General features: G+C 65.4%; 29 protein-coding genes. 11 read left to right on the top strand and 18 right to left on the bottom strand.

What is annotated here, in order from left to right:
• Positions 1-57 precede the first annotated feature (57 nt).
• From HKW67_RS02330 to HKW67_RS02315, 5 genes are all read left to right on the top strand, one after another.
• Positions 58-1227: a trans-sulfuration enzyme family protein gene (locus tag HKW67_RS02330; RefSeq protein WP_171223867.1), complete on the top strand. Its 1170-nt coding sequence runs from the start codon at positions 58-60 to the stop codon at positions 1225-1227.
• A 70-nt stretch (positions 1228-1297) separates the two neighbouring features.
• Positions 1298-2371, top strand: a complete 1074-nt coding sequence (locus tag HKW67_RS02325; RefSeq protein ID WP_171223866.1) for a M48 family metallopeptidase — start codon at positions 1298-1300, stop codon at positions 2369-2371.
• Positions 2372-2545: 174 nt separating this feature from the next.
• Entirely contained in the window at positions 2546-3826 is a 1281-nt protein-coding gene (gene purD / locus HKW67_RS02320; protein WP_171223865.1) for a phosphoribosylamine--glycine ligase, read from the top strand.
• Complete coding sequence (mutM, locus tag HKW67_RS22395; protein ID WP_230981104.1) at positions 3819-4676, top strand: bifunctional DNA-formamidopyrimidine glycosylase/DNA-(apurinic or apyrimidinic site) lyase; 858 nt, start codon at positions 3819-3821, stop codon at positions 4674-4676. Before purD ends, mutM begins: the two co-directional genes overlap by 8 nt.
• Before the next feature lie 115 nt (positions 4677-4791).
• Positions 4792-5865 carry a GIY-YIG nuclease family protein gene (locus HKW67_RS02315; protein WP_269141428.1) on the top strand — a complete coding sequence of 358 codons (1074 nt, stop codon included), beginning with the start codon at positions 4792-4794 and terminating at the stop codon, positions 5863-5865.
• Between the two features lie 96 nt (positions 5866-5961).
• On the opposite strand, the gene HKW67_RS02310 is transcribed toward HKW67_RS02315, so the two are convergent.
• The 6 genes from HKW67_RS02310 to HKW67_RS02285 are packed head-to-tail and all read right to left on the bottom strand — an operon-like array spanning position 5962 to position 11026.
• The gene (locus HKW67_RS02310) at positions 5962-6480 is read right to left on the bottom strand and encodes a metallophosphoesterase family protein (protein WP_171223863.1); all 519 of its coding nucleotides are present in this window, start codon (positions 6478-6480) and stop codon (positions 5962-5964) included.
• Positions 6477-7154, bottom strand: a complete 678-nt coding sequence (locus tag HKW67_RS02305; protein WP_171223862.1) for a tetratricopeptide repeat protein — start codon at positions 7152-7154, stop codon at positions 6477-6479. Before HKW67_RS02305 ends, HKW67_RS02310 begins: the two co-directional genes overlap by 4 nt.
• A gap of 6 nt (positions 7155-7160) precedes the next feature.
• A complete protein-coding gene (locus tag HKW67_RS02300; protein ID WP_171223861.1) occupies positions 7161-7772 on the bottom strand; it encodes a UbiX family flavin prenyltransferase in 612 nt (203 codons plus the stop codon).
• Positions 7769-8722 carry a UbiA-like polyprenyltransferase gene (locus tag HKW67_RS02295; protein WP_171223860.1) on the bottom strand — a complete coding sequence of 318 codons (954 nt, stop codon included), beginning with the start codon at positions 8720-8722 and terminating at the stop codon, positions 7769-7771. Before HKW67_RS02295 ends, HKW67_RS02300 begins: the two co-directional genes overlap by 4 nt.
• The gene (locus HKW67_RS02290; RefSeq protein WP_171223859.1) at positions 8719-10209 is read right to left on the bottom strand and encodes a menaquinone biosynthesis decarboxylase; all 1491 of its coding nucleotides are present in this window, start codon (positions 10207-10209) and stop codon (positions 8719-8721) included. The genes HKW67_RS02295 and HKW67_RS02290 overlap by 4 nt, the downstream gene beginning before the upstream one ends.
• Positions 10210-10255: 46 nt before the next feature.
• Positions 10256-11026, bottom strand: a complete 771-nt coding sequence (locus tag HKW67_RS02285; RefSeq protein WP_171223858.1) for a class I SAM-dependent methyltransferase — start codon at positions 11024-11026, stop codon at positions 10256-10258.
• Between the two features lie 65 nt (positions 11027-11091).
• On the opposite strand from HKW67_RS02285, the gene HKW67_RS02280 reads away from it, so the two are divergent.
• The 3 genes from HKW67_RS02280 to HKW67_RS02270 all read left to right on the top strand — a co-directional run bounded on the left by HKW67_RS02280 (position 11092) and on the right by HKW67_RS02270 (position 13128).
• Positions 11092-11694, top strand: coding sequence for an RNA polymerase sigma factor (locus tag HKW67_RS02280; protein WP_171223857.1), 603 nt, complete (start codon positions 11092-11094; stop codon positions 11692-11694).
• 240 nt (positions 11695-11934) lie between these two features.
• Positions 11935-12384, top strand: coding sequence for a hypothetical protein (locus tag HKW67_RS02275; protein ID WP_171223856.1), 450 nt, complete (start codon positions 11935-11937; stop codon positions 12382-12384).
• Positions 12385-12393: 9 nt separating this feature from the next.
• Entirely contained in the window at positions 12394-13128 is a 735-nt protein-coding gene (locus HKW67_RS02270) for a hypothetical protein (RefSeq protein WP_171223855.1), read from the top strand.
• Between the two features lie 15 nt (positions 13129-13143).
• Here HKW67_RS02270 and HKW67_RS02265 read toward each other — a convergent pair whose 3' ends face one another.
• From HKW67_RS02265 to HKW67_RS02245, 5 genes are read right to left on the bottom strand one after another with little or no spacing between them, the layout of a single operon-like run.
• Positions 13144-13572 (bottom strand): type II toxin-antitoxin system VapC family toxin, encoded by a 429-nt coding sequence (locus HKW67_RS02265; RefSeq protein ID WP_171223854.1) that lies wholly within the window; start codon positions 13570-13572, stop codon positions 13144-13146.
• 3 nt (positions 13573-13575) lie between these two features.
• Entirely contained in the window at positions 13576-13842 is a 267-nt protein-coding gene (locus HKW67_RS02260) for a hypothetical protein (protein ID WP_171223853.1), read from the bottom strand.
• A 30-nt stretch (positions 13843-13872) separates the two neighbouring features.
• Positions 13873-14631, bottom strand: coding sequence for an SAM hydrolase/SAM-dependent halogenase family protein (locus HKW67_RS02255; protein WP_171223852.1), 759 nt, complete (start codon positions 14629-14631; stop codon positions 13873-13875).
• A 13-nt stretch (positions 14632-14644) separates the two neighbouring features.
• Positions 14645-16024: an MATE family efflux transporter gene (locus HKW67_RS02250; protein WP_171223851.1), complete on the bottom strand. Its 1380-nt coding sequence runs from the start codon at positions 16022-16024 to the stop codon at positions 14645-14647.
• Complete coding sequence (locus tag HKW67_RS02245; RefSeq protein ID WP_171223850.1) at positions 16002-17162, bottom strand: Mrp/NBP35 family ATP-binding protein; 1161 nt, start codon at positions 17160-17162, stop codon at positions 16002-16004. Before HKW67_RS02245 ends, HKW67_RS02250 begins: the two co-directional genes overlap by 23 nt.
• 243 nt (positions 17163-17405) lie before the next feature.
• Here HKW67_RS02245 and HKW67_RS02240 point away from each other — a divergent pair, with 243 nt between their 5' ends.
• Genes HKW67_RS02240 through HKW67_RS02230 form a run of 3 tightly spaced genes read left to right on the top strand, consistent with a single transcriptional unit; the run spans position 17406 to position 19435 of the window.
• Positions 17406-17792 carry a hypothetical protein gene (locus HKW67_RS02240; RefSeq protein WP_171223849.1) on the top strand — a complete coding sequence of 129 codons (387 nt, stop codon included), beginning with the start codon at positions 17406-17408 and terminating at the stop codon, positions 17790-17792.
• Entirely contained in the window at positions 17792-18334 is a 543-nt protein-coding gene (locus HKW67_RS02235) for a hypothetical protein (protein ID WP_171223848.1), read from the top strand. Before HKW67_RS02240 ends, HKW67_RS02235 begins: the two co-directional genes overlap by 1 nt.
• On the top strand, positions 18335-19435 hold the full coding sequence (locus tag HKW67_RS02230; RefSeq protein WP_171223847.1) for a 6-bladed beta-propeller: 1101 nt from the start codon (positions 18335-18337) through the stop codon (positions 19433-19435).
• 29 nt (positions 19436-19464) lie between these two features.
• Here the strand turns inward: HKW67_RS02230 and HKW67_RS02225 are convergent, their stop codons facing one another.
• From HKW67_RS02225 to HKW67_RS02195, 7 genes are all read right to left on the bottom strand, one after another.
• Entirely contained in the window at positions 19465-20499 is a 1035-nt protein-coding gene (locus tag HKW67_RS02225; RefSeq protein ID WP_171223846.1) for a DHH family phosphoesterase, read from the bottom strand.
• The gene (locus tag HKW67_RS02220) at positions 20496-22073 is read right to left on the bottom strand and encodes an amino acid permease (RefSeq protein WP_171223845.1); all 1578 of its coding nucleotides are present in this window, start codon (positions 22071-22073) and stop codon (positions 20496-20498) included. Before HKW67_RS02220 ends, HKW67_RS02225 begins: the two co-directional genes overlap by 4 nt.
• Before the next feature lie 181 nt (positions 22074-22254).
• Positions 22255-23829, bottom strand: a complete 1575-nt coding sequence (guaB, locus tag HKW67_RS02215) for an IMP dehydrogenase (protein WP_230981103.1) — start codon at positions 23827-23829, stop codon at positions 22255-22257.
• A gap of 38 nt (positions 23830-23867) precedes the next feature.
• A complete protein-coding gene (locus HKW67_RS02210) occupies positions 23868-24470 on the bottom strand; it encodes a YkvA family protein (protein WP_171223844.1) in 603 nt (200 codons plus the stop codon).
• 48 nt (positions 24471-24518) lie between these two features.
• The gene (locus HKW67_RS02205; RefSeq protein ID WP_171223843.1) at positions 24519-24932 is read right to left on the bottom strand and encodes a hypothetical protein; all 414 of its coding nucleotides are present in this window, start codon (positions 24930-24932) and stop codon (positions 24519-24521) included.
• Between the two features lie 64 nt (positions 24933-24996).
• Positions 24997-25983, bottom strand: coding sequence for a D-Ala-D-Ala carboxypeptidase family metallohydrolase (locus HKW67_RS02200; protein ID WP_171223842.1), 987 nt, complete (start codon positions 25981-25983; stop codon positions 24997-24999).
• A complete protein-coding gene (locus HKW67_RS02195; protein WP_171223841.1) occupies positions 25980-26864 on the bottom strand; it encodes a D-Ala-D-Ala carboxypeptidase family metallohydrolase in 885 nt (294 codons plus the stop codon). Before HKW67_RS02195 ends, HKW67_RS02200 begins: the two co-directional genes overlap by 4 nt.
• Between the last annotated feature and the right edge of the window lie 72 nt (positions 26865-26936).

Genomic DNA, 26936 nt, shown 5'->3' with positions numbered 1-26936 from the left:
ACGCTCGGTCACGACAGTAGCTTCCGCCCCAAGTTCGCCTCGGACCACACGGAGCCCATGACGCGCATTTACGACGAAGACCTCACGGGTGGCATGGCCACTCGCGCCATCCACGCCGGCCAGCGCCCCGACCCGGTGTCGGGTGCCATCATGACACCGCTCTACCTCACGTCCACCTACGTGCAGGAAAGCATCGGCGTCAACAAGGGGTACGAATACGCCCGCGGGAAGAATCCCACCCGACAGGCGCTCGAACGGAACGTCGCGACACTCGAGGGCGGTACGCACGGGTTCGCGTTCGGCAGCGGCATGGGCTGCCTCGACTCGATCATGAAGCTGTTCCGCGCCGGTGATCACATCGTGTGCGGGGAGAACGTGTACGGTGGCACGTTCCGTTTGTTTGATCGAATCCTGCGTCATTTCGGCTTGTCGTTCACGTACGTGGATACGGATGATCCGCAGCGGGTGGCTGATGCGATGACGTCGTCAACCCGAGCACTGCTCGTGGAGACGCCGACGAACCCCCTTATGCGACTCACCGACCTGGCCGCCATGAGCGACATCGCCAAGCGACACCAGGCGCTACTGATCGTGGACAACACCTTCGCGACGCCGATCTTCCAGCGTCCGTTGGAGCTGGGCGCCGACATCGTCTGGCATTCGACCACGAAGTACATCAACGGTCACTCTGATATGATCGGCGGGCTCGCGGTCGTTCTTGAGGATGAGCTGGCCGATCGGCTCCAATTCATCCTGAACGCGGCCGGCGCCGTCCCTGGCCCGTTCGATGCGTGGCTGGCCCTGCGCGGTACCAAGACCCTCCCGCTCCGCATGAAGCAGCACGACCTCAATGGCCGCGCTGTGGGCGCATGGCTGCTGGAGCGGTTGGGCGAAGACCGGGTGATCTATCCGGGCCTCGCGCACCACCCGCACCACGAGCTCGCCAAGAAGCAGATGAGCGGGTTCGGCGGCATGATGACGCTCGACCTCAAGACCATCGACAATGCCCGGAAATTCCTCGAGCGGGTGCGGGTGTTCTCGCTGGCCGAGTCGCTGGGCGGCGTGGAGAGTCTCACCAACCACCCGTTCAGCATGACGCACGGGTCGGTGCCGGCCGACATCAAGATCGCCATGGGACTGAACGACGGCATGGTCCGTCTGTCCTGCGGCATCGAGGACGCGGAGGACCTGATCGCCGATCTCGACGGTGCGCTCGAAGGGATCTAATCCCGATTCGCCGCTGCGTGGAACTTGAGCACCCTCCCGCCGTAGGGAGGGTGTCTCCAGCCCCCTCATCATGCCCGCCACACCGCTTACGCAGATCTCGTCGGTCACTTGGGAACATCCGGCCGACCGAGCCGCCCTGCAGACGCTGCGCGCCCTCCCTGGATTTGACGAAGTGGTGCGCAAGATCGCCAGCGTGTTCGGCGAACGCGGCGTCCGCAATCTCTTCCTTGGCGACGCCGTCCTGGTCGGTCCGACCCAGCGCCCTGCGCTATACGCCCTCTATCAAGAGGCGCTTCAGGCACTCGACTGGCCAAACGCCGGGCAGCCCATGCCGCAGTTGTACGTGGCGCAGAACCCCATCGCCACGGCCGGCGCGGTCGGTTTCGATCAACCGTTCATTGTGGTCAACTCCGGCGTGCTTGAGTTGCTCGAGCCCGAGGAGCAGCGCTTCATTCTGGCACAGCAGCTCGGGCACATCATGACCGGGCGCACCACGTACCGCACGATCGCCCTGATCGTACTCTTCTTCGGCATGAGCGCGCTGCCGCTGCTGGCGTCGATCGCGCTACTGCCGTTCCAGCTCGCGCTGCTCGAGTGGTACCGCAAATCGGAACTCTCGGCGGACCGTGCGGGCATGCTCGGCACGCAGGACCCGCGCGCCAGCCTCATGACGTTCCTCAAGCTGGCCGGCGGACGCGCCTACGGCGACACGATTGACCTCGACGCCTATCTCGCCCAGGCCGCCGAATACGAAGTAGGCGGCACGGCCTGGGACAGCGTGATCAAGGCGCTCAATACGGCACTGCGCGAGCATCCCTTTCACACTGTGCGCGCCGGTGAACTGCAGCGTTGGCAGCAGTCGGGCGACTACACGCGCGTTGTCGTCGGTGAATACATCCGCCGCGGCACCGAAGCCGAGCGCCCGCTGCGCGATGATCTGCGCGACGCGAAGGATTACTACGCCGACAAGGCGAAGGCCGCCGCGGAGACCGTCGGTGACGTCATCAACCGTGCCGCCGACGCGTTCCGCGATGCGTTCAAGACGGCGGCCAGTGCGGCCAGTATGGGTGACGATATGCCGCCTCCGCCGCCGCCGGCTTCCCCACCACCGCCGCCAGCGCCCGAGCCGCCGGCTGGAGTGTAATGAGAGGGTCGGTTGACCTGATGACGCAGTGAAGCAGAGGGCGCAGAGTACGCAGAGTACGCAGAGAACAGCATTTTTCTCTGCGTACCCTGCGCCCTCTGCATCTCTGCGCGATCGTTTCTTGGAGGATGACTCGTTCGCGCTTCACTTTCGATTTGGACTAGATTTCCCGCCATGAAAATCCTGCTCCTCGGCTCTGGCGGCCGCGAACATGCCCTCGCTGACGCACTCGCGCGCGAGAATACCACCATCGATCTCGTGGCCGGTCCGGGAAATCCAGGGATCGCGCAGTTGGCTCGTGTGGTCTCGGTGAATGCCTCCGACCCGATCGAAGTGGCGGAACTGGCCGAGCGCGAGCAGGTGAAGTTGGTGGTCGTCGGGCCCGAGGCGCCGTTGGCGATCGGTCTGGTGGATCATCTGCAGCACATCGGCGTGCCGGTGTTCGGGCCCACGATGGGTGCGGCCAAGGTGGAGACGTCGAAGGCCGACACGAAGGCGCTCATGATGGCCGCCGGCATTCCGACCGCGCGCGCCGAGACGCACAAAAAGTCGGTGGATGCGAAAGACGCGGTGCGTGCCCGCTTCGGCGTACCCGTGGTCATCAAGGCCAGCGGACTCGCCGCGGGAAAAGGCGTGATCATCTGTCACACGCTCAGGGAAGCCGACGCGGCGATCGAGCGCGTGCTCGAGGACAAAGCGTTCGGCGAGGCCGGTAGCGAGTGTCTCGTGGAGTCGTTCATGACCGGCGAAGAGCTGTCGCTGTTCGCGGTGACCGACGGCTACAACGTGATGCCGATGATCGGCGCGCAGGATCACAAGCGCTTGCTCGACGGCGACGAAGGCCCGAACACCGGTGGCATGGGAGCGTACACGCCCGTGTCGTTCTCCACACCATCGCTCGTAGACGACGTCACCGAACGCATCTTCCTGCCGACCCTGCACGCCCTGCGGAAGCGCGGCACGCCCTTTACGGGACTGCTGTACGCGGGCTTGATGCTCACGGAAGAAGGCCCGAAGGTCGTCGAGTTCAACTGTCGTTTCGGTGATCCCGAGACACAGGCGATCTTGCCGATGCTGACCAGCAGCCTGCTCGATCCCATGATGACCGTGGCCCATGGTGGCCGCATCGGCAGTCTGTCGCCGTTCACGTGGCGCGACGGCGCATCGGTGACCACGGTGGTCGCATCGCAAGGGTATCCCGATGCGCCCGTCACTGGCCAGCACATTACACTGCCGTCGTTCAGCGACGATTTGCGCGTGTATCACGCCGGCACCGCGCGCGCCGACGACGGCTCGCTCCGAACGAGCGGCGGTCGCGTATTCGCCGTCACGGCGATGGCCGATACCTTCGCCGACGCGCAGGACGCCAGCCGTGAGGCGGCGTCGCGCATCGAGTTCGAGGGGGCGATCTTTCGCGGCGACATCGGCTGGCGGGAAGCGGCGCGACTTGCCTGAACTTCCCGAAACGGAAACCATCGCGCGCGATCTCGACGCGATGGTGTGTGGTGCCACCATCGTCGGCGTCGAGGTGCTCAAGGCCGACGTGCTCCGCGAAGCCGACGCCGCGGGCTTTGCCGAGGCGCTGACCGGACTCACGATCGCACACGTCTGGCGCCGGGCCAAACTGATCGTGCTCGACATGCGTCCCCGAACGGCGGCGAGTCACGCCGCCGAGCCACCGTGGCGCGTGGTGGTGCAGCCACGCTTTACGGGCGGCATGGTGGTTGATGAGGGCTCGCTCTCGGCGGCCGATCGGGCCTACGTGGCCGTTACGCTCCGCCTGCAGGATGGTCGGGCCCTGCACTACCGCGATGTGCGGCGGCTGGGCACGGTGGCGCTCATGTCACCCGAACGTTTCACGAACTATTCGACCGCATTAGGTGCCGAACCTCTTGACCCGCAGCTCGGCGACGCCGAGTTTTCGGGACTTGTTCGGGAGTCGCGTCAAGCCATCAAAGTGTTTCTGATGGACCAGAAGCGACTTGCCGGCGTCGGCAACATCTACGCGAACGAGGCTCTGTGGCTGGCCGGGATCGATCCGTCGCGCGAAGCGCGCACACTCTCCGAGCAGGAAAGCGCGGAGCTGCGAGCGCAGCTCTGCGCCGTGTTGACGGCGTCCATTGCGGCCCGCGGCACGAGCTTCCGCGACTACCGGGATGCGCGCGGTGAACGAGGCGCTTTCGTCGAGCAGTTGGCCGCCTACGGTCGCGCCGGCGAGCCCTGTCTCGCCTGCGGCCGTCGTCTGGTCGGCACGCACGCGATCGACGGCCGCAGCACCGTCTTCTGCTCGCACTGCCAGCGGTAGGCTCGACGGTACACGGCGCGGCAAGTCGCGCCCCAAACTGGCCACGCAGCTCGACCTGGCGGTCGGTTCGCCCGACGCCGACGTGCAGCGATTGCGGGAGCAGGTACGCGAGCAGATGCGCAACGAGCCGGGCGTGTACCTCATGCGCGGCGTGCACGGCGAGGTGCTGTATGTAGGCAAGAGCACGCAGGTGCGCACGCGATTGCTGTCGTATTTCCGCCTGCCGTGGCCCGAACACCGTCATGCGCGGCTGCTGCGCGAAACGGCGCGCATCGAATGGGAGCCGATGCCGAGTGAATTCGCGGCATTGCTGCGCGAAGTACGGCTCATTCGCGCGCATCTCCCGAAGTACAACATCAAGGCGGCGCGCCCGCTCGATAAGTGGTGGGTGATCACGGTGGCCGGCGGCCCCGCGCCGCGGCTGCGCATTCAGCGCGCAAGTGCCGCCGCCCGTGCCAAGCAGGCGGCACAGGTGATCGGACCGTTCGCGTCGCGTCGTCCGCTGGTGGAGGCGTTACGCGTCTTGAACGACGCCTTGGGGCTGCGTGACTGTACCGATCGCGTGCCCATGGTATTGCACGACGCGGTCGACCTGTTCGACGATATGGTGCATCCATCGCTCACGCGTACACCCGGCTGCCATCGCTACGAGACGCGACGCTGTCTCGGTCCGTGCGTCGGCGCCACCACGGAGTACGCGTATCGCGCGCAGCTTTCCCGCGCGCGCGCCGTGCTGGAAGGACGCGACGATTCGCCGCATCAGCAGCTCGTGCGCGAAATGTCGGCCGCCAGCGCGGCGCTGAGCTACGAGCGGGCCGGGTGGCTGCGCGACCGGCTCACGGCGCTGCAGGAACTCGACGCTCAACTCGCACGCGTGCGTGAAGCGATCACCAAGCCGAGTTTCGTGTACGCAATGCCGGGGCGCGACGGCGACGACCGGTTGTATCTCGTGCGACACGGTCGCGTGGTGGCCGAAGCGCGCTGCCGCGAACCGGAATCCGTGACGGCGCTCCAGGCGCTGGAGCAGCGCGGCGTGCAGGCGCCTACCGGTGCCGTGGTCGACCAACTCGATGAACTGCTCATGATCGAGTCGTGGTTCCGCACCCGGCCCAACGACGCGGTGTACAAGGCGGAGACGGTCGTGGGGGCACTGGAAACGTTGGTGCGAAATTCGGACAGACTCACGTGAGTTGGGAGTGCTGAGTTCAAGTTCGGAGTTACGAGTTGGCTCACTCACGACTCGAAACTTCGACTCACCACTTAGAACTCACGTGAGTCTATCCACCTACTCCAATTCGTCATCCTCCGCCACGACCTCCTCCGGAATCCCCAGCGGAATCAACTCCACGTCCGCCTTGCCGTTCAGGATGTACAGCTTCGCCACGCTTGGCTGCAGCTTGAACCGACGCGGACCGGCGGCGCCCGGATTGACGACGATGCGCTTCGCCGCCTTGGTGATCAGCTGGACGTGCGTGTGCCCGTACACGATCACATCGGCGTTCATGTATGCGCTCACCAGTCGCGGCGGGTTCACGCTGCTGATTTCATGCCCATGCGTGACGACGATACGCACCCCGTCGATCGTTTCTTCGATGCGCTCCACCAAATCGGCGCGGCCGGGCGCATCGGTGTTGCCCCACACCGCCTGGATCGGCGCGATCGTTGCCAGCTCGATCAGCACTTCGGGCGGCCCCACGTCGCCCGCATGAAAAATGCGCGACACGCCGTCGAGCGCCGCGAAGACCTCGGGGCGCACCAGTCCATGCGTATCGGAAATCAGGCCGATGATCGTGGCTTCCTTCATGTGTTCGTCTGATCCTGTGCAAGGTGGTCGCGTCGTCGGGTGAGTTCGGCGAGCGCGCCCTGTCCGTCGGGTGTGTCGGGAAAGCGATCAGCCATGCGCCGGAGTTCTACCATGGCGCGACCGGGTTCGGCCAACACTCCAAGATACAGGTCGAGGAGTCGATGTGTGGCATAGAGTTCCACGGCGGCCGGCACGTTGGGCACCCGACGCAACTGATTGAGCACCTGCGCGGCGACCTGAGGATTGCCGCCAACGCCGGCTTGAAACTCCGCCTCGACGCGAAGCAAGGGAATATCGTGCGGGTACTTGGTACGCAATGCCGCGAATTCCGCCGCGGCTTCGTCGTACTGGCCGCGCGCCGCCAGTGATTCGGCATGGCTCGTGATCGCCGCCGACGCCCGGGAGCCGCGCGGAAACAGAAAGGCCTGCAATACTCCCGATCCGATCCGTTGCGCGAGCAGAATGGCGAGCAACCCCGCTATGGCCAGAGGGACGGCAAACCCGAGGGCCACGAGAAACCGCGTTGTCCCTTTGTAGCCCAGGATGGACGCGAGCAAGAATCCGAACGGGCACCAGAAGACGAACACGAGAAAGACCTTCGTCGCCTTGGTCTTGAACTCGTGGCGGTACTTGTCCGGCGTCAGCGTGATAGGCTCAATCTTGATTGGCGGCATTCGACGCTACTCGCCTTCTCCGCCCCAGCGCTTGCCCAGCGTGTGCTCCACCTCAAGATGATCGAGCACCCGCGCCACGATGAAATCCACGAGATCGTCGATGCTAGCCGGCTTGTGGTAGAAGCCCGGCGCCGCCGGAATCACCGTGGCACCAGCCCGCGTGACCTGCGTGAGATTCTCGAGGTGAATGAGCGACAGCGGTGTTTCCCGTGGAACCAGAATGAGCTTCCGCCGCTCTTTGAGCGCCACGTCGGCCGCGCGCTCCACCAGCGAGCGTGACGTGCCGTGCGCAATCGCACTCACCGTGCCCATGCTGCACGGGCACACCACCATGCCGCTCGATCTCGCTGAGCCCGACGCCGGTGCGGCCCCACGATCATTGTCATCGAACACCGTGACGCAGGCGTCGAACGCGTCGGCGCCGGCGTGTGCGCGCAACGTGTGCAGGTCGGGGATGTCGCTTTCGGTGGCCAGCAAGCGGAATCCGTGACTCGACACGATCAGCCAAGTGGGCATCTGCCGTTCAACCAGCTGTTGCAGCAAGCGCACCGCATAGGGTGCTCCCGAGGCGCCGGTGATCGCCAGAACGATCGGGTGTCGAGCAGCCGCCTGCGTCATACCCGTGCTCCGGAAGCGAGGAAGCGAGCCACCGCAAAGACCGTGAGAAAGCCCAGCGAGATGATGCCGTTCATCGTGAAGAAGGCCGCGTCGAGCTTGGTGAGATCATCGGCCTTCACCATGCGATGCTCCCACACCAGCATCGCCGCCACGAAGACCACGCCGCCCCACAACACCGTCTGCACAACCGCCACGCCAGTGCCCAGCGGATGCGTGGAGACCACGATGGCCAGACAGCTCAGCGCGATCACGTGCAGCGTGCGCGAAAAGCGAATTGCCTTCGGCACCCCGATCGCCGATGGCATGCTGTGCAAGCCATTGGTGCGATCGAACTCCGCGTCCTGCAACGCATACAGCATGTCGAAGCCGCCGCTCCAGCACACGATGGCTAGTGCCAACACGCACAGAAACCACCACGGGTCGCTCCACGCACCCGTCACCGCGAGATAGCCGCCCACCGGTGCGATGGACAACCCGAGTCCGAGCCACAGATGCGAGTATCGCGTGAACCTTTTGGTGTAGCTATAGCCCAACACCCACAGCAGCGCGACGGGACTCAGAGCAAGACAGAGCGGATTCAGCTGCCACGCCGCGATCACGAACAACACGCTGGCCACGGCCACTGACCCCTTGGCCTGCGCCAACGACAACGTACCCGCCGGCAACTCTCGCTTGGCCGTACGCGGATTGATCGCATCGACATCGCGATCGACGATGCGGTTGAACCCCATTCCGGCAAAGCGCGCCGCGGTAAACGCCAGTAACACCCAACCGACCATCGCGATCGTGACCGGTGCCACCACACTCGCGCAGAGCACGCCCACCAACGCAAACGGCATCGCGAACACTGTGTGCGGCAGCTTCACGAAGTTGGCCAGTCGCACGAGCAGCGATTCGCCGGACATGAGCTGGCCGTCGCGGGCCCCCTTCGGCGGCACGACGCTGCTCACGACTTGCCCAACGGAGGCAGTCCCAACTTCGACCACTTCGCATCGACGGCACGACGGGTGGCGTCGTCCATCGTGATCACCTTGGGCCACGCGCGCGTAAAGCCTTCTTCAGGCCACTTTCGCGTGGCGTCGATGCCCATCTTGCTGCCGTACGTGAATGCGCGGCTGGCGTGATCGAGTACGTCGACCGGCCCCATCGTGAACCGCACGTCGCGCTGCGGATCCATGTTGTTGAGCGCCACCCACCACGCTTCGACGGGGTTGCGCACGTTGACTTCCTTGTCCACCACCACCAGCACCTTCGCCAGTGACATCAGCCCTTGGCCCCACAAGGCATGCATCACCTTGTCGGCGTGCCCCGGATACTTCTTGTCGATGCTCACGAACACGAGGTTGTGAAAGCCCCCCTCGGCCGGCATGTGATAGTCCACAATCTCCGGCGTCGTGAGCTTGAGCAGCGGCAGGAAGATGCGCTCGGTGGCGTGGCCGAGATAGAAATCTTCCATCGGCGGGCGGCCCACGATCGTGGTGGAATACACCGCGTTCTTGCGCATCGTGACGGCCGTGACGTGCACCTTCGGATACAGATCGGCTTCGGAGTAGAAGCCGGTGTGGTCGCCGAACGGCCCTTCGACCACCAGCGCCTCGGCCGGATCGATATAGCCCTCGATCACGAACTCGGCGTCGGCCGGCACCTCGAGATCACACGACACCGCCTTCGTGAGCTTCACGGGATCGCGACGCAGAAATCCGGCGAAGAGAAACTCGTCGATGTTCGGCGGGAGTGGTGCGCTCGCCGAGAACATGCTGGCCGGGTCGGCGCCGACGACGATGCACACCGGCATCTTCTCGCCGCGCTCGGCCATCTGTCGCATATGCTCGGCGCCCGTCTTGTGACGCTGCCAGTGCATCGCCACCGACTTCTTGTCGAGCTGCTGCACGCGGTACATGCCGACGTTGCGAATGCCACGCACGGGATCTTTGCTGATCACCGCCGTCATCGTCACGAACGGGCCGCCGTCTTCGGGCCAGCAGTGCAGTACGGGGATCTTGTCGAGATCGATCTCGTCGCCCTGCCACACGATGTCCTGACACGACGGGCTGCCGCTCTTGGTGCGCGGCGGAAACTTCGACACTTCGAGCAGGCGCGGCAGCAGCGAGAGTTTGCCGAGGAATCCGTCGGGGACCTTGAGATCCATCAGCGCCGTGATGCGGTCGCCGATGGCGTCGAGATCGTCCACACCCAGCGCCATCGCCATGCGACGCATGGAGCCGAACAGGTTGATGGCCACGGGATACTGCGAGCGTGTCCCGTCGCGGAGAATCGGATGTTCGAACAGCAGCGCCTTGCCGCCGCCGGGCATCTTGGACACGCGGTCGGCAATCTCGGTGATCTCGAGATGCACCTTCACCGGTTCGGTGATGCGATGCAGTTCGCCGGCCCGATCGATGGCCGTGATGAAATCGGAAAGCGTATCGAGAGACATCAGAGACCAACCGGGCGGTACGTGATGGCGTTCCTTCGTGCGTTACTCACGCCGTCCCCACGTGAATCGCGGCGATGCCGAAGGTGAGGCGTTCCCACGTGACCGTGGTGAAGCCCGCGCGGCGCATGTGGCCGGCGAGCGTTTCTTCGGTGGGGAAATGCGATACGGACATCGGCAGATACGTGTACGCGCTGCCATGGCCGCTCACGAGGCGTCCCACTCTCGGCAACACGTGATGGAAGTACAGGTGATAGAACGTGCGCACGATCGCCAACGGCGGCGTGGAGAACTCGAGAATGACAAAACGGGCACGCGGCTTGAGCACCCGATGCACTTCGCGCAGTCCCGCATCGAGGTCGGCCACATTGCGGATGCCGAACGCCACAATCGCGCCGTCGAGGGAGGCCGTGGCGAAGGGCAGCGCCAGCGCGTCGGCGCCCACGGGGGCGAGGACCTCACGCGACGCCTTGCCGTTGCCGTGCCGGAGCATCGGGACGGCGAAATCGGCACCGGCCACGAACCCGGTGAATCCCGGCTGCTTCACCAGTGCGGCACCCACGTCGAGGGTCCCCGCGCACAGGTCGAGGTAGCTGCCCGCCGGCCGCTGGGTCCACTGGAGGGCGCGCAGGGCTTTCCGCCGCCACGCCTTATCGATGTTCATCGACAGGACGTGATTGAGCAGGTCATAGCGCGGCGCGATGTCCGAGAACATTTGCTGCACGTACTCGCGCTTCCCTTCTCCACGGGCGGCCTGTTCGGCCCGGCCGGTGGATTCAGCGCGTTCGGTGGCCTCGTTCGGAGGCGGGACGACTGGCATTTGCGAAACATCGACAGGCGGGGGAGTGCGAGCAAGCGCACGCCCGTGCTAGGTTATGCGATCCGATGCAGACTCTCGACGAGCTGGGAACACTCCCCGATGCCGATGTCGTTCGCCTAGCGCAGCAGGGCCGTGAGCTCGCGTTCCGCGAGCTGGTGCGCCGCTACGAACGGCCGGTGTTTTCGCTCGTCTTCCGTATGGTCCGTGACCGGGAGACGGCCGAGGACCTCGCGCAGGACGCATTCGTCAAAGTCCTGAACCACATCGACAAGTACAGCCCCGAGTTCAAGTTCTCGAGCTGGCTGTTCAAGATCGCGAACAATGTGGCGATCGATCATCTCCGCCGACGACGGCTGGATACGATCAGCATGGACGGCTCCCCGCACGCCTCGACGGCCAGCGAGGTCGAGGCCACGACCCTCAACCTCGAGTCCGAGCAGGAGAGTGCTCTTGACGAGCTCGAGGCGAAGGAGCTGGGTTCGGCCATCGAACAGGCCATCGCGAAGCTGCGACCTGAGTATCGGGCCTGCATTATGCTGCGTCATGTGGAAGGCCGCGCGTACGAAGAGATTGCGGCCACGCTCGACCTGCCCCTGGGCACGGTGAAGACGTACATCCACCGGGCCCGCCACGAGCTCCGAAAGGCGCTCGAGGGGCTGCGGGACTGAGAGATCACGCTGGACCCATTCATGAAGTGATCTTCCTCAAGATCACTGAAACCCTGTGAAACCTGACGGCGGGCAGGCGCGTAGTTCCCCGTGGAGGCACCAATGCACGACAGACACCTGAGATCAGACGAAATCGAGCTCCTGCTGGATGGGGAGGAAGGCTTTGGCGTCGCTCCTTTGAGAGCGCACGTCAAATCGTGCATTTCGTGCCGTCAGGAACTGGAGAGTGCTCAGGAGCTGATGTTCGCGCTCGACGCCCTTCCCGACTTTGCCCCCTCCGTGAACTTCTCCGATCGGGTCATGTCGCAGGTTCAGGTGTTTGAGCCGTGGCACGCCGCGGCGACCCGCACCGTCGCGCAGTTCGTCCCGGCCACCCGGCCGGCCCGCATTGCCGCTGGCTTCGGCGCGGCGATCACCGCGGGACTCGCGACCGCCGGTGCGACGTGGGTTGTGGCGCGCGCCGACATGGCATTCATCCTCACGCAGCTTGGCGCCGAAGGCGTGCGCGAGCAGGTCGTGGCCGCCTCCAACGACGTGGCGTCCACGGTGCTGGGTCAGCCGGGCATCGCCGCCATGCAGAGCGGGTCGCCGGAAATGGCGGCCATCGCGGTGGGCGGCTTTGTCGCCATCGTGGGGATGGGGGTCGTCGGGCTTCGCGCCCTCGCCACCGCCTCGCGTCGCGCCCGTTGAGGTCATGACATGCTGACGGCGACCACCAACCTGCTCGCGGTCGCCGGCGTGTTCGGCATCGGCCTGCTCATCGGCCTCGTGGTGCTCATGACCGCCGAAGAGGCGCTCACCGCCGTCGCCAAGACCGCGGCGCGCGACATCTCCGGCAGCTTCTGGGTCGGTCTCCTCTGGCAGCTGTTAGCGGTACCCTTGCTGGTGGTGCTGCTGGTCGCGTGCGCCATCACCATTATCGGCATTCTGGTGATCCCGATCGCCGCGCTGGCATGGGCGCTGGCCTACGCCGGTGCGTTCACGCTGGGCATCCTGGCCGTGGCATTGGTGATCGGTCGTGCTCTAGCCGGACGTGGTGCAAGCAGCAGCGAGCGCGGTGCGGCCTTGCGCGGCTTGGCCGTTGGGTTGGCCACGCTCAGTCTGATTTGGTTCGGCGCGGCCGTGGCTGCCAAGGTGCCGGTGGCCGGCGCCATCGCGCGGCTTGTTGCCGTGGCGTTCACCTGGGCGGTGGCCACGGTGGGACTGGGTGCCGTGGTGAAATCGCGCATGGGCGTCGCGCAGCTCTCGATGCGTTTCGGGGGCTCGCGTTTCGGCATGTCGGGCTTCACGTCGCGGTGGGGGGCGGCATCGACCACCACGACCACCGAAGTCGCGGCGCCCGGTTGGCAGACGCCGACGCCCGTGCAGGGTGTGGTGGCGGCACGGCGACCCGTCAGTACCGACAGCAGCGCGGGGAACGGCGCTGGGTTGTAGTCGGCGCGGCCGAGTTCAGCGCAGCGGGTTCTCGTAGCGCAGTCCGCGAAAGCGCGCGAAGTCGCCATCGGCGCTGTGCAGCGTGGCGCCGCGTTCGATGCAGAGTGCGGCGAGATGCGCGTCGGTGGTGAGGTTGCCGCCACGGCCGGCTTCGGCCAGCAGCGTGCGCATGATCGCCCAATGGCGCGCGCCAGGTTCCAGCGTACTCACCACTGGCTGCGAGAACCATTCATCGACGTTCCCGATGACGTCAACAAGCGCGAGCGGCGAGCGAAAAATCCGCGGGTTCGTGCTGATGCGTACGACGCCCATCACGGTCACCCAGGTGAGACCGACAGGCTCGTCGCCGTTGAGCAGCGTGCGCCACCAATCACGCGCACGAGTGCACTGCGGGCTGTCACGATTGAGCGTGTACACCAGCAGGTTGACGTCCGGGACAATCACCCCTCAGCGCCCCTCGTTCATTTTCCGAATGATCTCTTCGTCTTCGAGATCGTCCACGATCCACCGGGCTTTCACGAGATCGTAGCCCTCTCGTATCGGGCCCATGCTGTACGAGCGAGGCTCGTAGTGCGTCGGGGCGACCGAGGGGGCTTCGTCGAGGCCGCGAAGAATCACCCGATGCAGCAGCGCCTTGAACGGCACGCCTTCGCGGTGGGCGGTGTCACGGAGACGCTGAAGGAGCGCGTCGTCGAGATCGATGGTCGTACGCATAAATGATGCTAACGCATCACCTAAATGATGTCAACGCATCACTGGTGCGAGCTCAACGGCCTGCCCACGCGACAGGCGCAGTCGGGCGGCCGCGTGCCCGTCGCGGACGGCGATCTCCACGAAGCCGCTCGACCCCACCAGCGCCACGAGTTCGCCGGGCGCGGCCTCGCCATACGTGCGCACCACGCGCACCTGGTGGCCACCCACCTGCACCGCCGCGCCGTCGCGGGCGGCCAAATTGGTGATCGCGTTGCCGAAGCGATCGATGGTGAGGATCTCACCGTGCAGGGCGCCGTCTGGAGCGCGGCGCGGCTGCGCCGTGCGCAGTCGTACGGGCTGCGTAAACGGCTCGCCGATCATGTCGATCGAAACGCCGCGTGCCAGCTGCGCGGCCGCCGGCGCGAACACATCACGCGCGTGGAAGGTGGGCGACGCCTGCACGTCGACGGTGAGCGAAACCACACGTGCATCGAGCGCGAACAGCGCCGGCGACAGCACGCCGTTGTCGGGACCCACCAGATACCGCCCTTCGCTGCACACCGCGATCGCCTCGCGCGACGTGCCCACGCCTGGGTCGACGACCACGAGGTGCACGGTGCCCACCGGAAAGCGACGCCAGTAGCGCGCAACCGTGAGACGGGCGAACGCCACATCCTGCGCCGGCACATCGTGCGTGAGATCGAGCAGCGGAATGCCGGGCGCTAGCGTGGTGAGGACGCCCTTCATTTCGGCGACGTAGCCGTCGGCGGTGCCGAAGTCCGTGAGTAACGTGATGGCGGGAGCGATCATGTCGTAACGTGCGCTACACCCGCACGCGACGCCACCGTCCGCTGCCCCACAGCGCCGCCATCAGCAGACCACGCGCGGCGGCCGTGAGCGCCAGCGTCCACCACAAGCCACTCGTGCCCCACTGTGCGGCCGCCCACGCACCGATGGGCAACCGCAACAACGTGATGGTGCTGGATCCGATCATCGGCCACAGCGTCCATCCAGCGCCTCCCATCGCACTCTCCAGCACCACCTCGGCGCCGAGAAACAACTGCGAGAACGCCGCAATGCGCAGATACCGCGCCGCTTCGGCAATCACCGCCGGATCGGTGGAGAAGATCGCGGCAAAGTCTTCAGCAAAGAAGAACGACGCCCCCGCCATGACCGCGCCCACGACACTCACGATCCCGGTCGCAGTCCACCCTGCGCGTTCAGCCCGATCGGGATCGTCGGCACCCATGCTCTGCCCCACGATCGCGGCCACCGCCGCGCCCATGCCCACCGACACGACATACACCACGCTCTCGATGCGAAAGCCGAGCCCGAGTGCCGCAAGGGCTGGCGTGCCGAACTGCGTGGTGATGCGCGTGAGCAGCACGTAGATCGCGCTGAACGCCACGCCCGTGAGCGCGGCCGGTGCGCCAACACGCGCAATGCTCGCGATCACATCCCACCGCGGCTTCGCCCAGCGCAGCATGCTGCGCCGTTGCAGAATGATCACGCCGGCAATGCAGCCGAGTCCGCGCGGTACGAGCGTGGCGAGCGCGGCGCCACGAATACCGAACGCGGGCACGGGCCCCGAGCCGCGAATGAGGATCGGGTCGAGCACGAGCCCGAGCACGGTGGTCACCGCGAGGATGTACAGCGGCGTACGCGTGTCGCCCTTCGCACGGAACGCGGCATCGACGGCGAAGAAGCCGAAGATGAGCGGCATGCCGAGCAGATAGGTGCCGAGATATTCGCGACCGATCGCGCTGACACTGGCGCCGGTGTTCATCACGGCAAAGAGCCAGTGCAACAAGAACGGCGTGGCCAACGCGATCGCACCGCCCAGCAGCAGTGCCAGCACGAAGCCTTCGCTGATCGTGCGCGCCGCTTCCGACGGGCGACGCTCGCCATGACGACGCGCGGCGATCGCATCGAGTCCGATGCTGACCATTTCGCCGATCGAAATCACAAGCCAGATCCAGAAGATCGAGCTGGTGGCGGCGGCGAGCGCATCGGGGCCGAGCGTACGTCCGATCCAATACGTGTCCACGTTGTGAAACGTGGTCATGAGCAGATTCGCGACGACCGCCGGCAGCGCCACGCGGCGAATCGTGAGGGCTAACGGCTCCCCGACGAGTGCGCCGCGTGGCGCGTTGTCTTCAGCGTGCGATTCCGCCTTCGCGTCAGTTCCCGTAGATGCTGACAAGGCGCTCCACGACACGCTGGGCGATCGCTTCGAGTTCCTTCGCGGCGCGCGACGTCGGCTCAGCGTCCACAATGGGACGGCCGGTGTCGCCGCCTTCCTGAATGCGCGGATCGAGCGGCACCTGTCCGATGAGCGGCAGGTTGGTTTCTGTAGCCAACCGCGCGCCACCACCAGTGCCGAAGACGGCGATCGGCTTGCCGGTTTCGGGGTTCTCGAAGTACGACATGTTCTCCACGATGCCGAGCACGGGCACGGCAGTGCGCTCGAACATCTTCACGCCGCGGAGCGCGTCACCGACCGACACCTGCTGCGGCGTGGTCACGATCACCGCGCCGTGTACCTGCGTTGCCTGCACGAGCGAGAGCTGCGCGTCGCCGGTGCCCGGCGGCATGTCGACCAGGAAGTAGTCGAGCTGTCCCCACGCGACGTCCTTCAGGAACTGCGTGAGGATCTTCATGACGATCGGGCCGCGCCAGATGGCCGGCTGCTCCTTCTCGATGAGGAAGCCGATGGACATCACCTTGATGCCGTAGGCCTCGAGCGGGATGATCTTTTCATCCACGACTGCGGGCGCCGCATCGACACCGAGCATGAGCGGCAGGTTGGGGCCGTAAATGTCGGCGTCCATGATACCGACGCGCTTGCCCATCTTGGCGAGCGCGACCGCGAGATTCACGGCCACGGTGCTTTTGCCCACGCCGCCCTTGCCCGACGACACGGCAATGATGCGACCGAGCTGCGGATAGGCGACCGGCTCGGGGACCTTGGGCGGCGCCTTGGGGGCGGCATCCATGACGGGGAGGGCGCGTCCCATGCCACCCGTGGCGGGCGCTTGCGGCTGATTCATGGCTGGCGGTGCGGAGGTCGGCGCGCGACGCGCCGGCGTGGGTTCGGTCTGCGCGGGGTCGCGCACATCAACGCGGACATCGGACACGCCCGCGAGCGCCTCGATGGCCTGGCGGACGTCGCGCACGAGGGTGGCGTCGTCCTGGGCGGCCAGCAGGAGCGTGAGGCGCACCTTGCCGTCGACCGTGGTGGCGATATCCCGCACCATGTCGGCGGCCATGACATCGGCGCCGGTACGGGGGTTGCGGACCGCGGCGAGAGCGCCGGTGATCCGCTCCATGAGAGGCTGCATTGGAGAGTCGGGTTATCGGGATGACTACGTGCTGAAAAGTAGGCATCGCGACGAAGCGCTCCAAGCGGGGGACTGACGTTCCCGACGGCGTCCGGCGGTGAAATGGCCATGCCGGCAGCAATCCGGTGACAGCGCGCTGACGCGGGGGTGCTATGGTGGCTCCGTCGCGCGGATCCGGGCCGCGATGACCGGTGCGACGCACTCCGCGGCGCGCCACTTCACGGATAGATCCCGAGGTTTGTCATGATGATGACCATTCCCCGCGCCGCCTTCGGCGTGTTCGCGTTGCTGTTCACGGTGGCCACCGTCGATGTGTCGCGCGCGATGGCGCAGTCGTCGACGGTGACGTCGACGGCGTGTTCGATGGGCACGCTCACGGCGTGCGGCACGCAGCCGATTACGACGTGCGAGACCTCCATCCAGTTCAACCTCAACGTGTTCATGCAGAGCGGAGGGTTCACGTTCACGCAGACGAAATGCGTCGCAGGCTACAAGACCCTTTATAAGGACCGGACTTCCATCTCGACCGGTACGACGACGACTGGCCCGTTCAAGACGTGCAGCGCCGCGACGACCAGCGGATCGTCGGATGACGGGTTCGAGGCGAACATCGAGCTCTGCGAAGACTGATGCATCGCGCCCCGACCCTTTGGCACTGGGTGGTCGCGGGGCTTGTGGTCTCGCTCGCCGGCGTCGGATACGACGTCGCGCGAGCGATGCCGCAGCGCACGCTTCCCGACGCCATGCGTCACTTTACTCACGAGGCGGCGCCGATCGCTCCGCCGAGTGGGCGGGTGACAGCCGCCGTGCCGGCCGCCGTCCTCCTGCAACTCAGCGATTGCTCCGGCAATCTGCGCATGCTGCATGTGCTTCACCGCGGATCAACGAAGCGGCACATCCAGCTTGCCGTAATCTGGTATGTCGGACCGGTCTCTGACTCGACGAACATCCGGGCCGAACTGCCGGCCTGGACAGCCGCCATCCCGCTACGCCCTGCACCGACTCCCGTCGTGCAACAGTTCGCGTCGTTGGGTCACACCACGACGCCCGCGCTGCTCGTCCTCGACCAGGAAGGGCGCGTGCGCTTCACGACGCAGAGTCCACGTTCATCACGCGAAGTGGCCGGGCTGCGGAAGATCATCGAAGGACTCACCTGGATCGAGGAACTCTGAATGCCTCTGACGCCTCGCCTATCGCATCGCGCGTTTGCCGGGATCATCTTGGCCCTGGTTGTCAGCGCCCCCGACAGCAGCACCGCCGTTCATGCGCAGCAATCACCCACGATTCGTCGATTCCGCGCGGATTCCTTCTATATCCGCGAGTGGGTGCGCGGCGGCACCAAGGATCCGGATCTTCTGGTCGAACCACGCTCCCTCGCTGTCACCGAGCACGTGGTTGTCGTGCTCGACGCAGGCACGCGAGAAATCCACGCGTTCGATCTGACGACTGGGGCAAAACGATTCGTGCTCAATGCGACCGGCGAAGGTCCGGGAGAGTTCAAGCGACCGATGCAGATTGTGGCGTCCGCACGGCATGTGGGTGTGCTCGATGCGGCCACGAGTCGGCTCACCGTCTACTCGGATTCCGGACGATTTCTCTGGACGACTCGCGTGCCGGATGGCCCGGTGGTGGAGACGATATGTCTCCTACCGCGTGGGCTCATCCGCGTGAAGTACCTCGGCGCCACACGAGCAATCGCGATGATCGATAGTAGCGGCAGGACCCTTTCGCGCACCTCGCTGCCGGTCGTCACCGCCCTGCAGAAGGCACCGTCATTCGCCAACTCCGCGTACATCGCCGACGGGTGCGCAGGAGAGTCGATGGCGGTCGCGCCGTTCTTTGGCGGTTCGTGGTACAGCATTTCGTCGAGCGGCGCCGCGAAACGCTTCTCGTACATCGAAGCGGGCGACGAAGCTGTGGTGGTCACAAAACAGCGTCGACTCGAGCGCACGGCAACGCACGTCACGACGCAGACCACGATGACGACGGAAGTGAGTCCCATTGCGCGCGGTGCGATGCAGCGCGGCGACACCGTCATTATCGAGGCGGGAGCCACCAAGACGTATCCGCACCAGCTCCTCGACTATTACCGCGCCAGCGACGGCGCATATCTCTATTCCCGTCGACTTCCATTCACTCCCACCGCACTCGCCATTGCTCCGGACGGTCGACTCTTCGCCGCGTCTATCGGCACGGAGACTTCACTGGTCGTAGCGCTCTCCACCACGCCGCTTTCCCCTCGCGACATCGCCAAACAGAAGCAGAGGAAATAGTACACGGCGACCGCACCCATTCACCTACCCTACCCTGCCGCCAAATCCCCGCCCGTCAGATACGCGCGCGCATCGGCCACCACCTGCTCCTGCACCTCGGCGAGATTCCCCGTCAGCAAGGCGCCTGATGCCTTGGCGTGGCCTCCGCCGCCGTAGCGACGCGCGAACTGCTGCACGTCGACGGAGCCGGTGCTGCGGAACGACACCTTCACCTTGCCGTGGCCAAGATCGCGGAAGAACATCGCCATGCGCGTGCCGGAAATCGAGCGTGGGTGTTCCACGATACCATCGAGTTCCTCGCTCGTGATGTCGAAGCGCTCCATCGCGCCGGCGGCCACCGAGATGTACGACAGGCCTATCTCAGGGTCGGCATGCAAGGTGGAGAGCGCCTCGCGCAGTAACTGCAGGCGTCCCACGCTCACCTGCGCGTAAATGCGCCGGTACATCTCCTCCGGGTTCACGCCCGCGGCCAACAACGCCGCCGCGATGGAATGCGCGCGCGGCGAGGTGTTGCTGAAGCGGAAGCTGCCGGTGTCGGTGAGGATCGCCGCGTATAGCGACTGCGCTACCGCGGGGGTGACCTCGAGCCCGAGCGTCATCGCGATATCGAACACCAACTCGCCCGTGGCACAGGCGGCGGTGTCGGCCACGGCGATGTGCCCCACGGGCTCATCGCCGGCCACGTGGTGATCGACCACCGAAATCGGCACCGTCAGCGCACGCACCGTGTCGGCCAACTGCCCGAGTCGGCGAATGTCGTTGATGTCGAGCACGATCAACGCATCGATCCCGTCAAGCGCGGCGGCCCCGCGCGCGCTCGCCTCCTCGATATCATCGCCGAGGAGAAAATTGAACATCGCCGGCCACGGCGTGGGATTCACGATACGTGCATGTATCCCCCGTTGCGCCAGCAGGCGTGCCAACGCCGTCTCCGAACCGCACCCGTCGCCATCCGAATTGATGTGCGTCGACAGCGCCACCGTCATACCCGGGCGCAGCGTCGCAAACCACGTCTCGATGGCGTCACGGCGTGTCGTCGACGCCGTCAGCACGCCATCACTCATTTGGCGCCGCTGGCCTTGTCCTGCTTACCGATCTTCGAATTGCCCATACCGTACACGAAGTAGACCGTCATACCGATCGCGGTCCAGACACCGAGCAGCGTCCAGGTGAGCTTGGGCAGCTGGTACATCATGTACAGCGTGGCACCGGCGCCCATGATGGGAACGAGCGGCACCCAAGGCGTACGGAACGGACGCTCGAGTTCCGGCGACCGCTTGCGGAGCACAAGCACGCCGATGCAGACGGTGGCAAAAGCCGCCAACGTTCCACCCGACACCAGCTCACCGAGCAGGCCGAGCGGAAAGAAGCCGGCAATGACGATCGCGATAAGACCGACGATCCAGGTAGAAGCCGCTGGCGTCTGATACTTCGGATGCACCTTCGCGAAAATCTTCGGCAGCAGACCGTCACGCGACATCGTGTAGAAAATGCGCGGCTGGCCCATGAGCATCACCAGCACGACCGACGACAAGCCGGCCACGGCGCCGATGTTTACCAGATTCTCGAGCCACTTGAGCTGCGGGACCGCCTCGAGGGCGGCCGACACCGGGTGAGCCACGCCAAGCGACTGGAAGGGCGCGAGTCCGGTCATCACCAACGACATCAGGATGTACAGCACCGTGCAGATCAGCAGCGAGGCAATCATGCCGATCGGCAAGTCACGCTGCGGATTCTTGGCTTCCTGCGCGGCCGTGGACACGGCATCGAAGCCGATGTACGAGAAGAACACCACCGGCGCCGCACGCAGCACGCCCGACATGCCGTACTTCGTACTGCCATCGGAGTTGGTGACCATCTCGGGGATGAACGGGTGCCAGTTGTCGGTGTTCACGTACATGAAGCCGAACCCGATCACCAACAACACGATCACCATCTTGATGGCGACGATGATGTTGTTGAATGTGGCCGATTCCTGAACACCACGCACCAGCAGCATCGTCAACGCCAGGATGAGCAGGATCGCCGGAAGATTGATCAGGCCATCCACCGCATTACCGCCGGCCGCCGTGCACGCTTCGCGCGTGGCGAAGGCAATCTTGGTTGCGGCATCGGCGAGCACACCGCCGGTGTTGGTGTTCACGCACGTAAAGGCGCGGACCACTTGATGCCCGTTCTCTACCGTCAGCGGCGCCGACGCGAACGCGGCAGGGACATGAATACCCACCGTGTCGAGCATCGCGCTGAAGTACCCCGACCAGCCCACCGCGACGGTCGCTGCGGCGAACAGATACTCGAGCACCAGATTCCAACCGATAAACCACGCCACGCCTTCACCCATCGTCGCGTAGCTGTACGTATAGGCCGAGCCGGCGATCGGAATCATCGACGCGAACTCTGCATAGCAGAGGCCCGCGAACAGACACGCGAGACCAGCCAGCACGAAGGACAGCGACACGCCGGGTCCGGCGAAGTTGGCCGCTGCAGTGCCCGTGAGCACGAAGATGCCGGCGCCGATGATGGCGCCGATGCCCAGCATGGTCAGGTTGAGCGCGCCGAGCGTTCGCTTCAGGCCGCCCTCGGAACTTGCGGCCTCGGCGCGGAGCGCCGTGATCGACTTCTTGGACCAGATTCCCATCGGTCGGGGGTTGTGGGGACAGGGTGGGGTAGGACACGGGCGTCGGCGCTGCCGACACCCGGGGATGGATCCTCGGACGGAACGATACGCGCTGGACCGCAAACGTGTTACATGACGTTTGCGGCCTGAGGCGATTTCTCCGCGCGCGTCAGGCGCCGGCCCGAGGGACCAGACGCAGAAATCAAAGCGAGTAGTTCGGCGCTTCGCGGGTAATGGTAACGTCGTGCGGGTGCGATTCCCGCAAGCCGGCGGTCGTGATGCGCACGAATTCCGCTTCCGTGCGCAGCTGCTCGATCGTGCCACAGCCCACGTAGCCCATGCCGCTCCGGAGGCCGCCGATCATCTGGAAGATCACGTCGCCCACCGCGCCCTTGTACGGGACGCGTCCCTCGATGCCTTCCGGCACGAGCTTCTTGGGGGACATCTCGCCGTCCTGGAAATAGCGGTCGGCTGATCCGTCCTGCATGGCCGACAGCGAGCCCATGCCGCGGATCATCTTGAAGCGGCGTCCCTCCAGCAGGAACGACTCGCCCGGGCTCTCCTCGGTGCCAGCCAGCATGGAGCCCATCATGACACTGGAGGCTCCGGCGGCCAGCGCCTTGACGATGTCGCCGGAATATTTGACGCCGCCATCGGCGATCACGGGGATGTCGCCGGCGCCCTCAACCGCGTCCATGACCGCAGTCAGCTGCGGCACGCCAACACCGGTCACCACGCGCGTCGTACAGATCGAGCCCGGCCCGACGCCCACCTTCACGGCATCGACCCCGCGCTCCACCAGCGCCGCCGCACCCGCTCGCGTGGCGACATTGCCGGCCACCAGCTGCACCTCGGGGAAGGCCTCACGCACCTTTGCGGTGGCCTGCAGCACCCCTTCGCTGTGGCCATGAGCCGTATCGATGATCAGCACATCGACGCCGGCCTGGATGAGCGCCCGGGCCCGATCGAGATAGTCCCCACCCGCACCGAGCGCGGCCGCCACGCGAAGGCGGCCGTGAATGTCCTTGTTGGCGTCAGGATACTGACGACGCTTGTGAATGTCTTTCACGGTGATGAGGCCCTTGAGCACGCCGTGCTCGTCGACCACCGGCAACTTCTCGATACGGTGCTTCCCCAGGATTCGCTCAGCCTCATCGAGCGTCGTGCCGACCGGGGCGATCACCAGATCTTCCGAGGTCATCACGTCGCGGAGCGGGCGGTCGAGATCGCGCTCGAACTGCAGATCGCGGTTGGTGAGGATGCCGACCAGCAATCCACTGGCGTCGACAATCGGCACGCCCGAAATCTTGAAGCGCATCATCAACGCCACTGCTTCCCGGAGCGACGCGGTCGGCGACAGCGTAATCGGATTCAGGATCATGCCGCTCTCGCTGCGCTTGACGCGGTCGACCTCGGCCGCCTGCCGGTCGATTGACATGTTCTTGTGCAGCACCCCGATGGCGCCAAAGCGCGCCATCGCGATCGCCATCTCGCTTTCCGTGACCGTATCCATCGCGGCCGATGCGAGGGGGACGTTCAGCGTGATACCACGGGTGAAGCGCGAGACGAGGCTGACTTCCCGCGGATGCGTCAGCGAATGACGCGGGGCGAGGAGCACATCATCGAAGGTCAGCGCGAGATCGTCGCGCACACGTGAGGGCGACCGTGCACCATTGTTGGCGATGCTGGACGGGGAACGCGAAAGCCCGCTCGCCGACGTGGAGTCGGCGGCGGGCTGATGCTGCTGCGATTGGTAGTCTGTCGTCGAGGGTGCCATCTTGAAGAGTAGACGGCCTCCGCAGCGCTGTCCAGCGGTCAGCGCCCGGCCATTTTGCGGAGACGACGACGGAGCCGCACGGGCAGGAAGAATCCGGCCGCACTCACGAGCCGTGCGAGATTCACATCCTCGAGTTCTTCCGGGTCCCCGCGCCAGTGATCGAGCAACACGGTGCGCCCCGCATTGGCGACCAGCCGCTGCAGCGCGGTCATGAGCAGGAACAGATCGTCGATCTCACCAAGGAACGGGATGAAGTCTGGAATGAAATCGATCGGCGACACCATATAGGCGCCGGCGGCCAGCACGAGAAAACGGTCGAACTTCGACACGCGGCTGTCGCCCACCAACCCGAGCAGCAAGCGAAGATAGGCGGGAATCTGTTGGATGGCCCGCAACACCGAGCGTTTCATGCCCGTCTGCGGCCGCGCTGACTCGTCGTCGTCCTCGCTCGGACGGCGACGGCGCGCCCGACGCGGCGCATCGTCGTCGGGAGGCGCCGATTCCTTACGACCGCGGCCTGTGAACAGGCCTCGCTCTGGACGTCCGGCCCGACGGTCGGCCTCGCGCTCCCGGGCCAACTTGTCGAAATGGCGCTCACGCGCCGGCTCCGGCGGCAAATCTTCAAGACGATCCGTGGTCATGCGTTCTCTCGGTCCAACAGGTTCAAGGCCGCGCTACGCGCTGTTGCGCTATGCGGCAGCACTGGGCGGGGTCGGTGGCACTCCCGGAGGTGCAGGTTGCGTGCCCGGCTGCGGCGGCGTGGTCGTCGCTGGCGGCGGAGCACCCACCTGATCGGCGGCTGTCTTGGCCGCGCTCACCACGTCACCCGCCACCGTCATGGTGGTCTGGGCGACGCCGTTCAGAACGCCCATCGCCTTGTTCAGGAAGCCCATCGTTTCAGACACGGTGCTCACGGCGACGCCGCCGGCGCGCAGTTTGTCCTCCACGCCCTCGGCGAACCGCGTGAAGACGTTCGCTACCGGGGCCGACTTCTCGGCGTACTTCGACTCCAGGAACTCGACGTAATCAAGAATCTGATACAGTCGCTCGTCGGCGAGCGTGTCGAGTTTGCGATTGATTCGGTCGCGGACGTACGGGTTCATCGAACCTCCGGCGTCTCTCGGACGCTCATTCGGGCGGGACAGGATGGCTGCCCTGCCCTACGGCTCAGCCGCGCCAGCGTTTCCGTTCGCCGCGCGCATCAATATGGCAATATGGCGTGGAGAAGCGTCGGCTGCTGTACACGCCCAGTCCGCCGGCGAGCTCGGGGTGCAGCCGTTCCACCCAATCCACGGCCTGCTCGACCCGATAGGCGTCGAAAATGGTGAGCTTACCGTCTCCGTCGGCGTCTATCGCGACGTCGGCCGCATCACCATACAAGTGCCGCGAGTCGCGCGCGGATCCTTCGACGCCAGAGTTGTGAATCGGGGTGCGGAAGCCGCTATGCACCTCGACATCGAAATCCATGCGCTCCTCACCACGACGGCGGGCCAGCTCGCGCATGACCAGTTCGATCTTGTCGAGTACGCGCGGGTCGACGGCCACATAGCGAGGCCACACCGTTTGCCGATCATGCGTGACGAAATCGCGCACTTTGATGTGGCGGGTAAGCTGCAGATCGAGATCCGCTTCACGCACCTCGGCAAATCCGGCCGGACGCTCCGCCTGCTCGTCATGCGCCCATTCGGCGGGATAGCGGCCGATCTGGTAGCCGTTCAGCGTGCTCCCGAGCTTGAGCTCGAACGGAACCAACACTGCCAGTCGCGGCTCGGTGATGCGTTGCACGACGCCGGCTCGCGTGACGGCGAGTTCGTAGAATCCCGGCGTGAGCGGGGCAAGCAATGTGTCACCACGCAGCGGACGCGCGACGTCGGCGGAGCTGTTGCTGCGCACCTCAATCCACTGGTACGTGAAGCCCTGCGCGTTCCCACGCACGCGTACCGGAAACGCGACGCGTTCTCCGGCACGCACAAAATGCATCTGCACATCACCGCTCACGCCGCGCGACTCGGGGCCGGCTTCGACCACCGGTACCGCGAGCTTGGCGCTCTCGGCCGATGAACCGGCCAGCAGCTCCGCCGGCGGCTGATACAGAATCGCCGCCGTGATCGCGGCCATCCCGCTCAACACCAGTGCCGCGCGACGACGAATCACAGCGCCCCCCAACGCGCGCGGGTCCCACGCACGTCGATGTGGACGAACGGGCCGTGCGCCGAGGTGGCTTTGTAGATGCCGACACCACCGGTGAACTCGGGATGATCGCGTTCCACGTTCTCGGCAGCCTGAGCGAGGATCTTGGCATCGCGGGTGTCGATGCGACCATCGCGATTGAGATCGCTCATCCAGTCACGCTCACCGTTCACGACGTACACATCGGCCGCATCGCCGTACTGATGCCGGCTGTCCTGCACGCGTCCGCCGGCGCCAACGCCCTGTTCGTTGTACTGCGGGGTGCGGAAACCCGACATCACGCGAAGCCGATTGGCCGGGATGCCCATGCTGCGCAGTTCGGTCAGCACGAGCTCGAGCTTGTCGACGAGCGGCTCGCGGAGCACGAGATACTTCGGCCATACGGTGGCCTGGTCGTGCGTGAGGAAATCGCGCAGCCGGAAATGCTCCGAGATCGGCGTGTCCTGATTGCGCGCCGTGACTTCGAGGAAGCCATCGGGATTGCTGTAGGCCGCCGATCGGATAGAGCGCTTCTCGCTCGGAAAGAAGCCGATGCGATAGCTGCCGATACGTCCCTGCACTTTGTCGGTGAAGGGTCGCATCGTGATGAAGTGAAACGAACCAGCGGTGTCGTTGGCGGCGTAAACGCCGGCTCGCGACACGGCGGAGTCACCGAACAGTTCGCGCAACAGCGGAATACCGGCCGCGCGGGTCGGGCTAAGAAAACGGGCCCGAAGCTTGCGACTACGACCCTTCAGGGAGTCGAGGAGCGGAATGCGCGGCGTGGCCGCGACCGATCGCGAGGTAGACCGGGCAGCGGCGCGCGCCGCTGCGGATTCGGCGTATCCGGGACGGGCAAACGCCACTAATCCGGCGCATGCGGACGCACCGGCTAGCATAATGGCGAGCCGGGTGAAACGCGCTTGCTGACGGCGCCG

The organism is Gemmatimonas groenlandica (assembly GCF_013004105.1).
Classification (GTDB): Bacteria; Gemmatimonadota; Gemmatimonadetes; order Gemmatimonadales; family Gemmatimonadaceae; genus Gemmatimonas; species Gemmatimonas groenlandica.
This window is presented reverse-complemented; position numbering and strand designations above follow the sequence as displayed.

Excerpts from the sequence above, each read along its gene's own strand:
- HKW67_RS02330 (WP_171223867.1), top strand. The coding sequence starts at position 58 with ATGACGCGCATTTACGACGAAGACCTCACGGGTGGCATGGCCACTCGC.
- HKW67_RS02325 (WP_171223866.1), top strand. The coding sequence starts at position 1,298 with ATGCCCGCCACACCGCTTACGCAGATCTCGTCGGTCACTTGGGAACAT.
- purD (WP_171223865.1), top strand. The coding sequence starts at position 2,546 with ATGAAAATCCTGCTCCTCGGCTCTGGCGGCCGCGAACATGCCCTCGCT.
- HKW67_RS02315 (WP_269141428.1), top strand. The coding sequence starts at position 4,792 with ATGCGCAACGAGCCGGGCGTGTACCTCATGCGCGGCGTGCACGGCGAG.
- HKW67_RS02310 (WP_171223863.1), bottom strand. The coding sequence starts at position 6,480 with ATGAAGGAAGCCACGATCATCGGCCTGATTTCCGATACGCATGGACTG.
- HKW67_RS02305 (WP_171223862.1), bottom strand. The coding sequence starts at position 7,154 with ATGCCGCCAATCAAGATTGAGCCTATCACGCTGACGCCGGACAAGTAC.
- HKW67_RS02300 (WP_171223861.1), bottom strand. The coding sequence starts at position 7,772 with ATGACGCAGGCGGCTGCTCGACACCCGATCGTTCTGGCGATCACCGGC.
- HKW67_RS02290 (WP_171223859.1), bottom strand. The coding sequence starts at position 10,209 with ATGTCTCTCGATACGCTTTCCGATTTCATCACGGCCATCGATCGGGCC.
- HKW67_RS02285 (WP_171223858.1), bottom strand. The coding sequence starts at position 11,026 with ATGCCAGTCGTCCCGCCTCCGAACGAGGCCACCGAACGCGCTGAATCC.
- HKW67_RS02280 (WP_171223857.1), top strand. The coding sequence starts at position 11,092 with ATGCAGACTCTCGACGAGCTGGGAACACTCCCCGATGCCGATGTCGTT.
- HKW67_RS02275 (WP_171223856.1), top strand. The coding sequence starts at position 11,935 with ATGTTCGCGCTCGACGCCCTTCCCGACTTTGCCCCCTCCGTGAACTTC.
- HKW67_RS02270 (WP_171223855.1), top strand. The coding sequence starts at position 12,394 with ATGCTGACGGCGACCACCAACCTGCTCGCGGTCGCCGGCGTGTTCGGC.
- HKW67_RS02260 (WP_171223853.1), bottom strand. The coding sequence starts at position 13,842 with ATGCGTACGACCATCGATCTCGACGACGCGCTCCTTCAGCGTCTCCGT.
- HKW67_RS02255 (WP_171223852.1), bottom strand. The coding sequence starts at position 14,631 with ATGATCGCTCCCGCCATCACGTTACTCACGGACTTCGGCACCGCCGAC.
- HKW67_RS02245 (WP_171223850.1), bottom strand. The coding sequence starts at position 17,162 with ATGCAGCCTCTCATGGAGCGGATCACCGGCGCTCTCGCCGCGGTCCGC.
- HKW67_RS02240 (WP_171223849.1), top strand. The coding sequence starts at position 17,406 with ATGATGATGACCATTCCCCGCGCCGCCTTCGGCGTGTTCGCGTTGCTG.
- HKW67_RS02235 (WP_171223848.1), top strand. The coding sequence starts at position 17,792 with ATGCATCGCGCCCCGACCCTTTGGCACTGGGTGGTCGCGGGGCTTGTG.
- HKW67_RS02230 (WP_171223847.1), top strand. The coding sequence starts at position 18,335 with ATGCCTCTGACGCCTCGCCTATCGCATCGCGCGTTTGCCGGGATCATC.
- HKW67_RS02225 (WP_171223846.1), bottom strand. The coding sequence starts at position 20,499 with ATGAGTGATGGCGTGCTGACGGCGTCGACGACACGCCGTGACGCCATC.
- HKW67_RS02220 (WP_171223845.1), bottom strand. The coding sequence starts at position 22,073 with ATGGGAATCTGGTCCAAGAAGTCGATCACGGCGCTCCGCGCCGAGGCC.
- guaB (WP_230981103.1), bottom strand. The coding sequence starts at position 23,829 with ATGGCACCCTCGACGACAGACTACCAATCGCAGCAGCATCAGCCCGCC.
- HKW67_RS02210 (WP_171223844.1), bottom strand. The coding sequence starts at position 24,470 with ATGACCACGGATCGTCTTGAAGATTTGCCGCCGGAGCCGGCGCGTGAG.
- HKW67_RS02205 (WP_171223843.1), bottom strand. The coding sequence starts at position 24,932 with ATGAACCCGTACGTCCGCGACCGAATCAATCGCAAACTCGACACGCTC.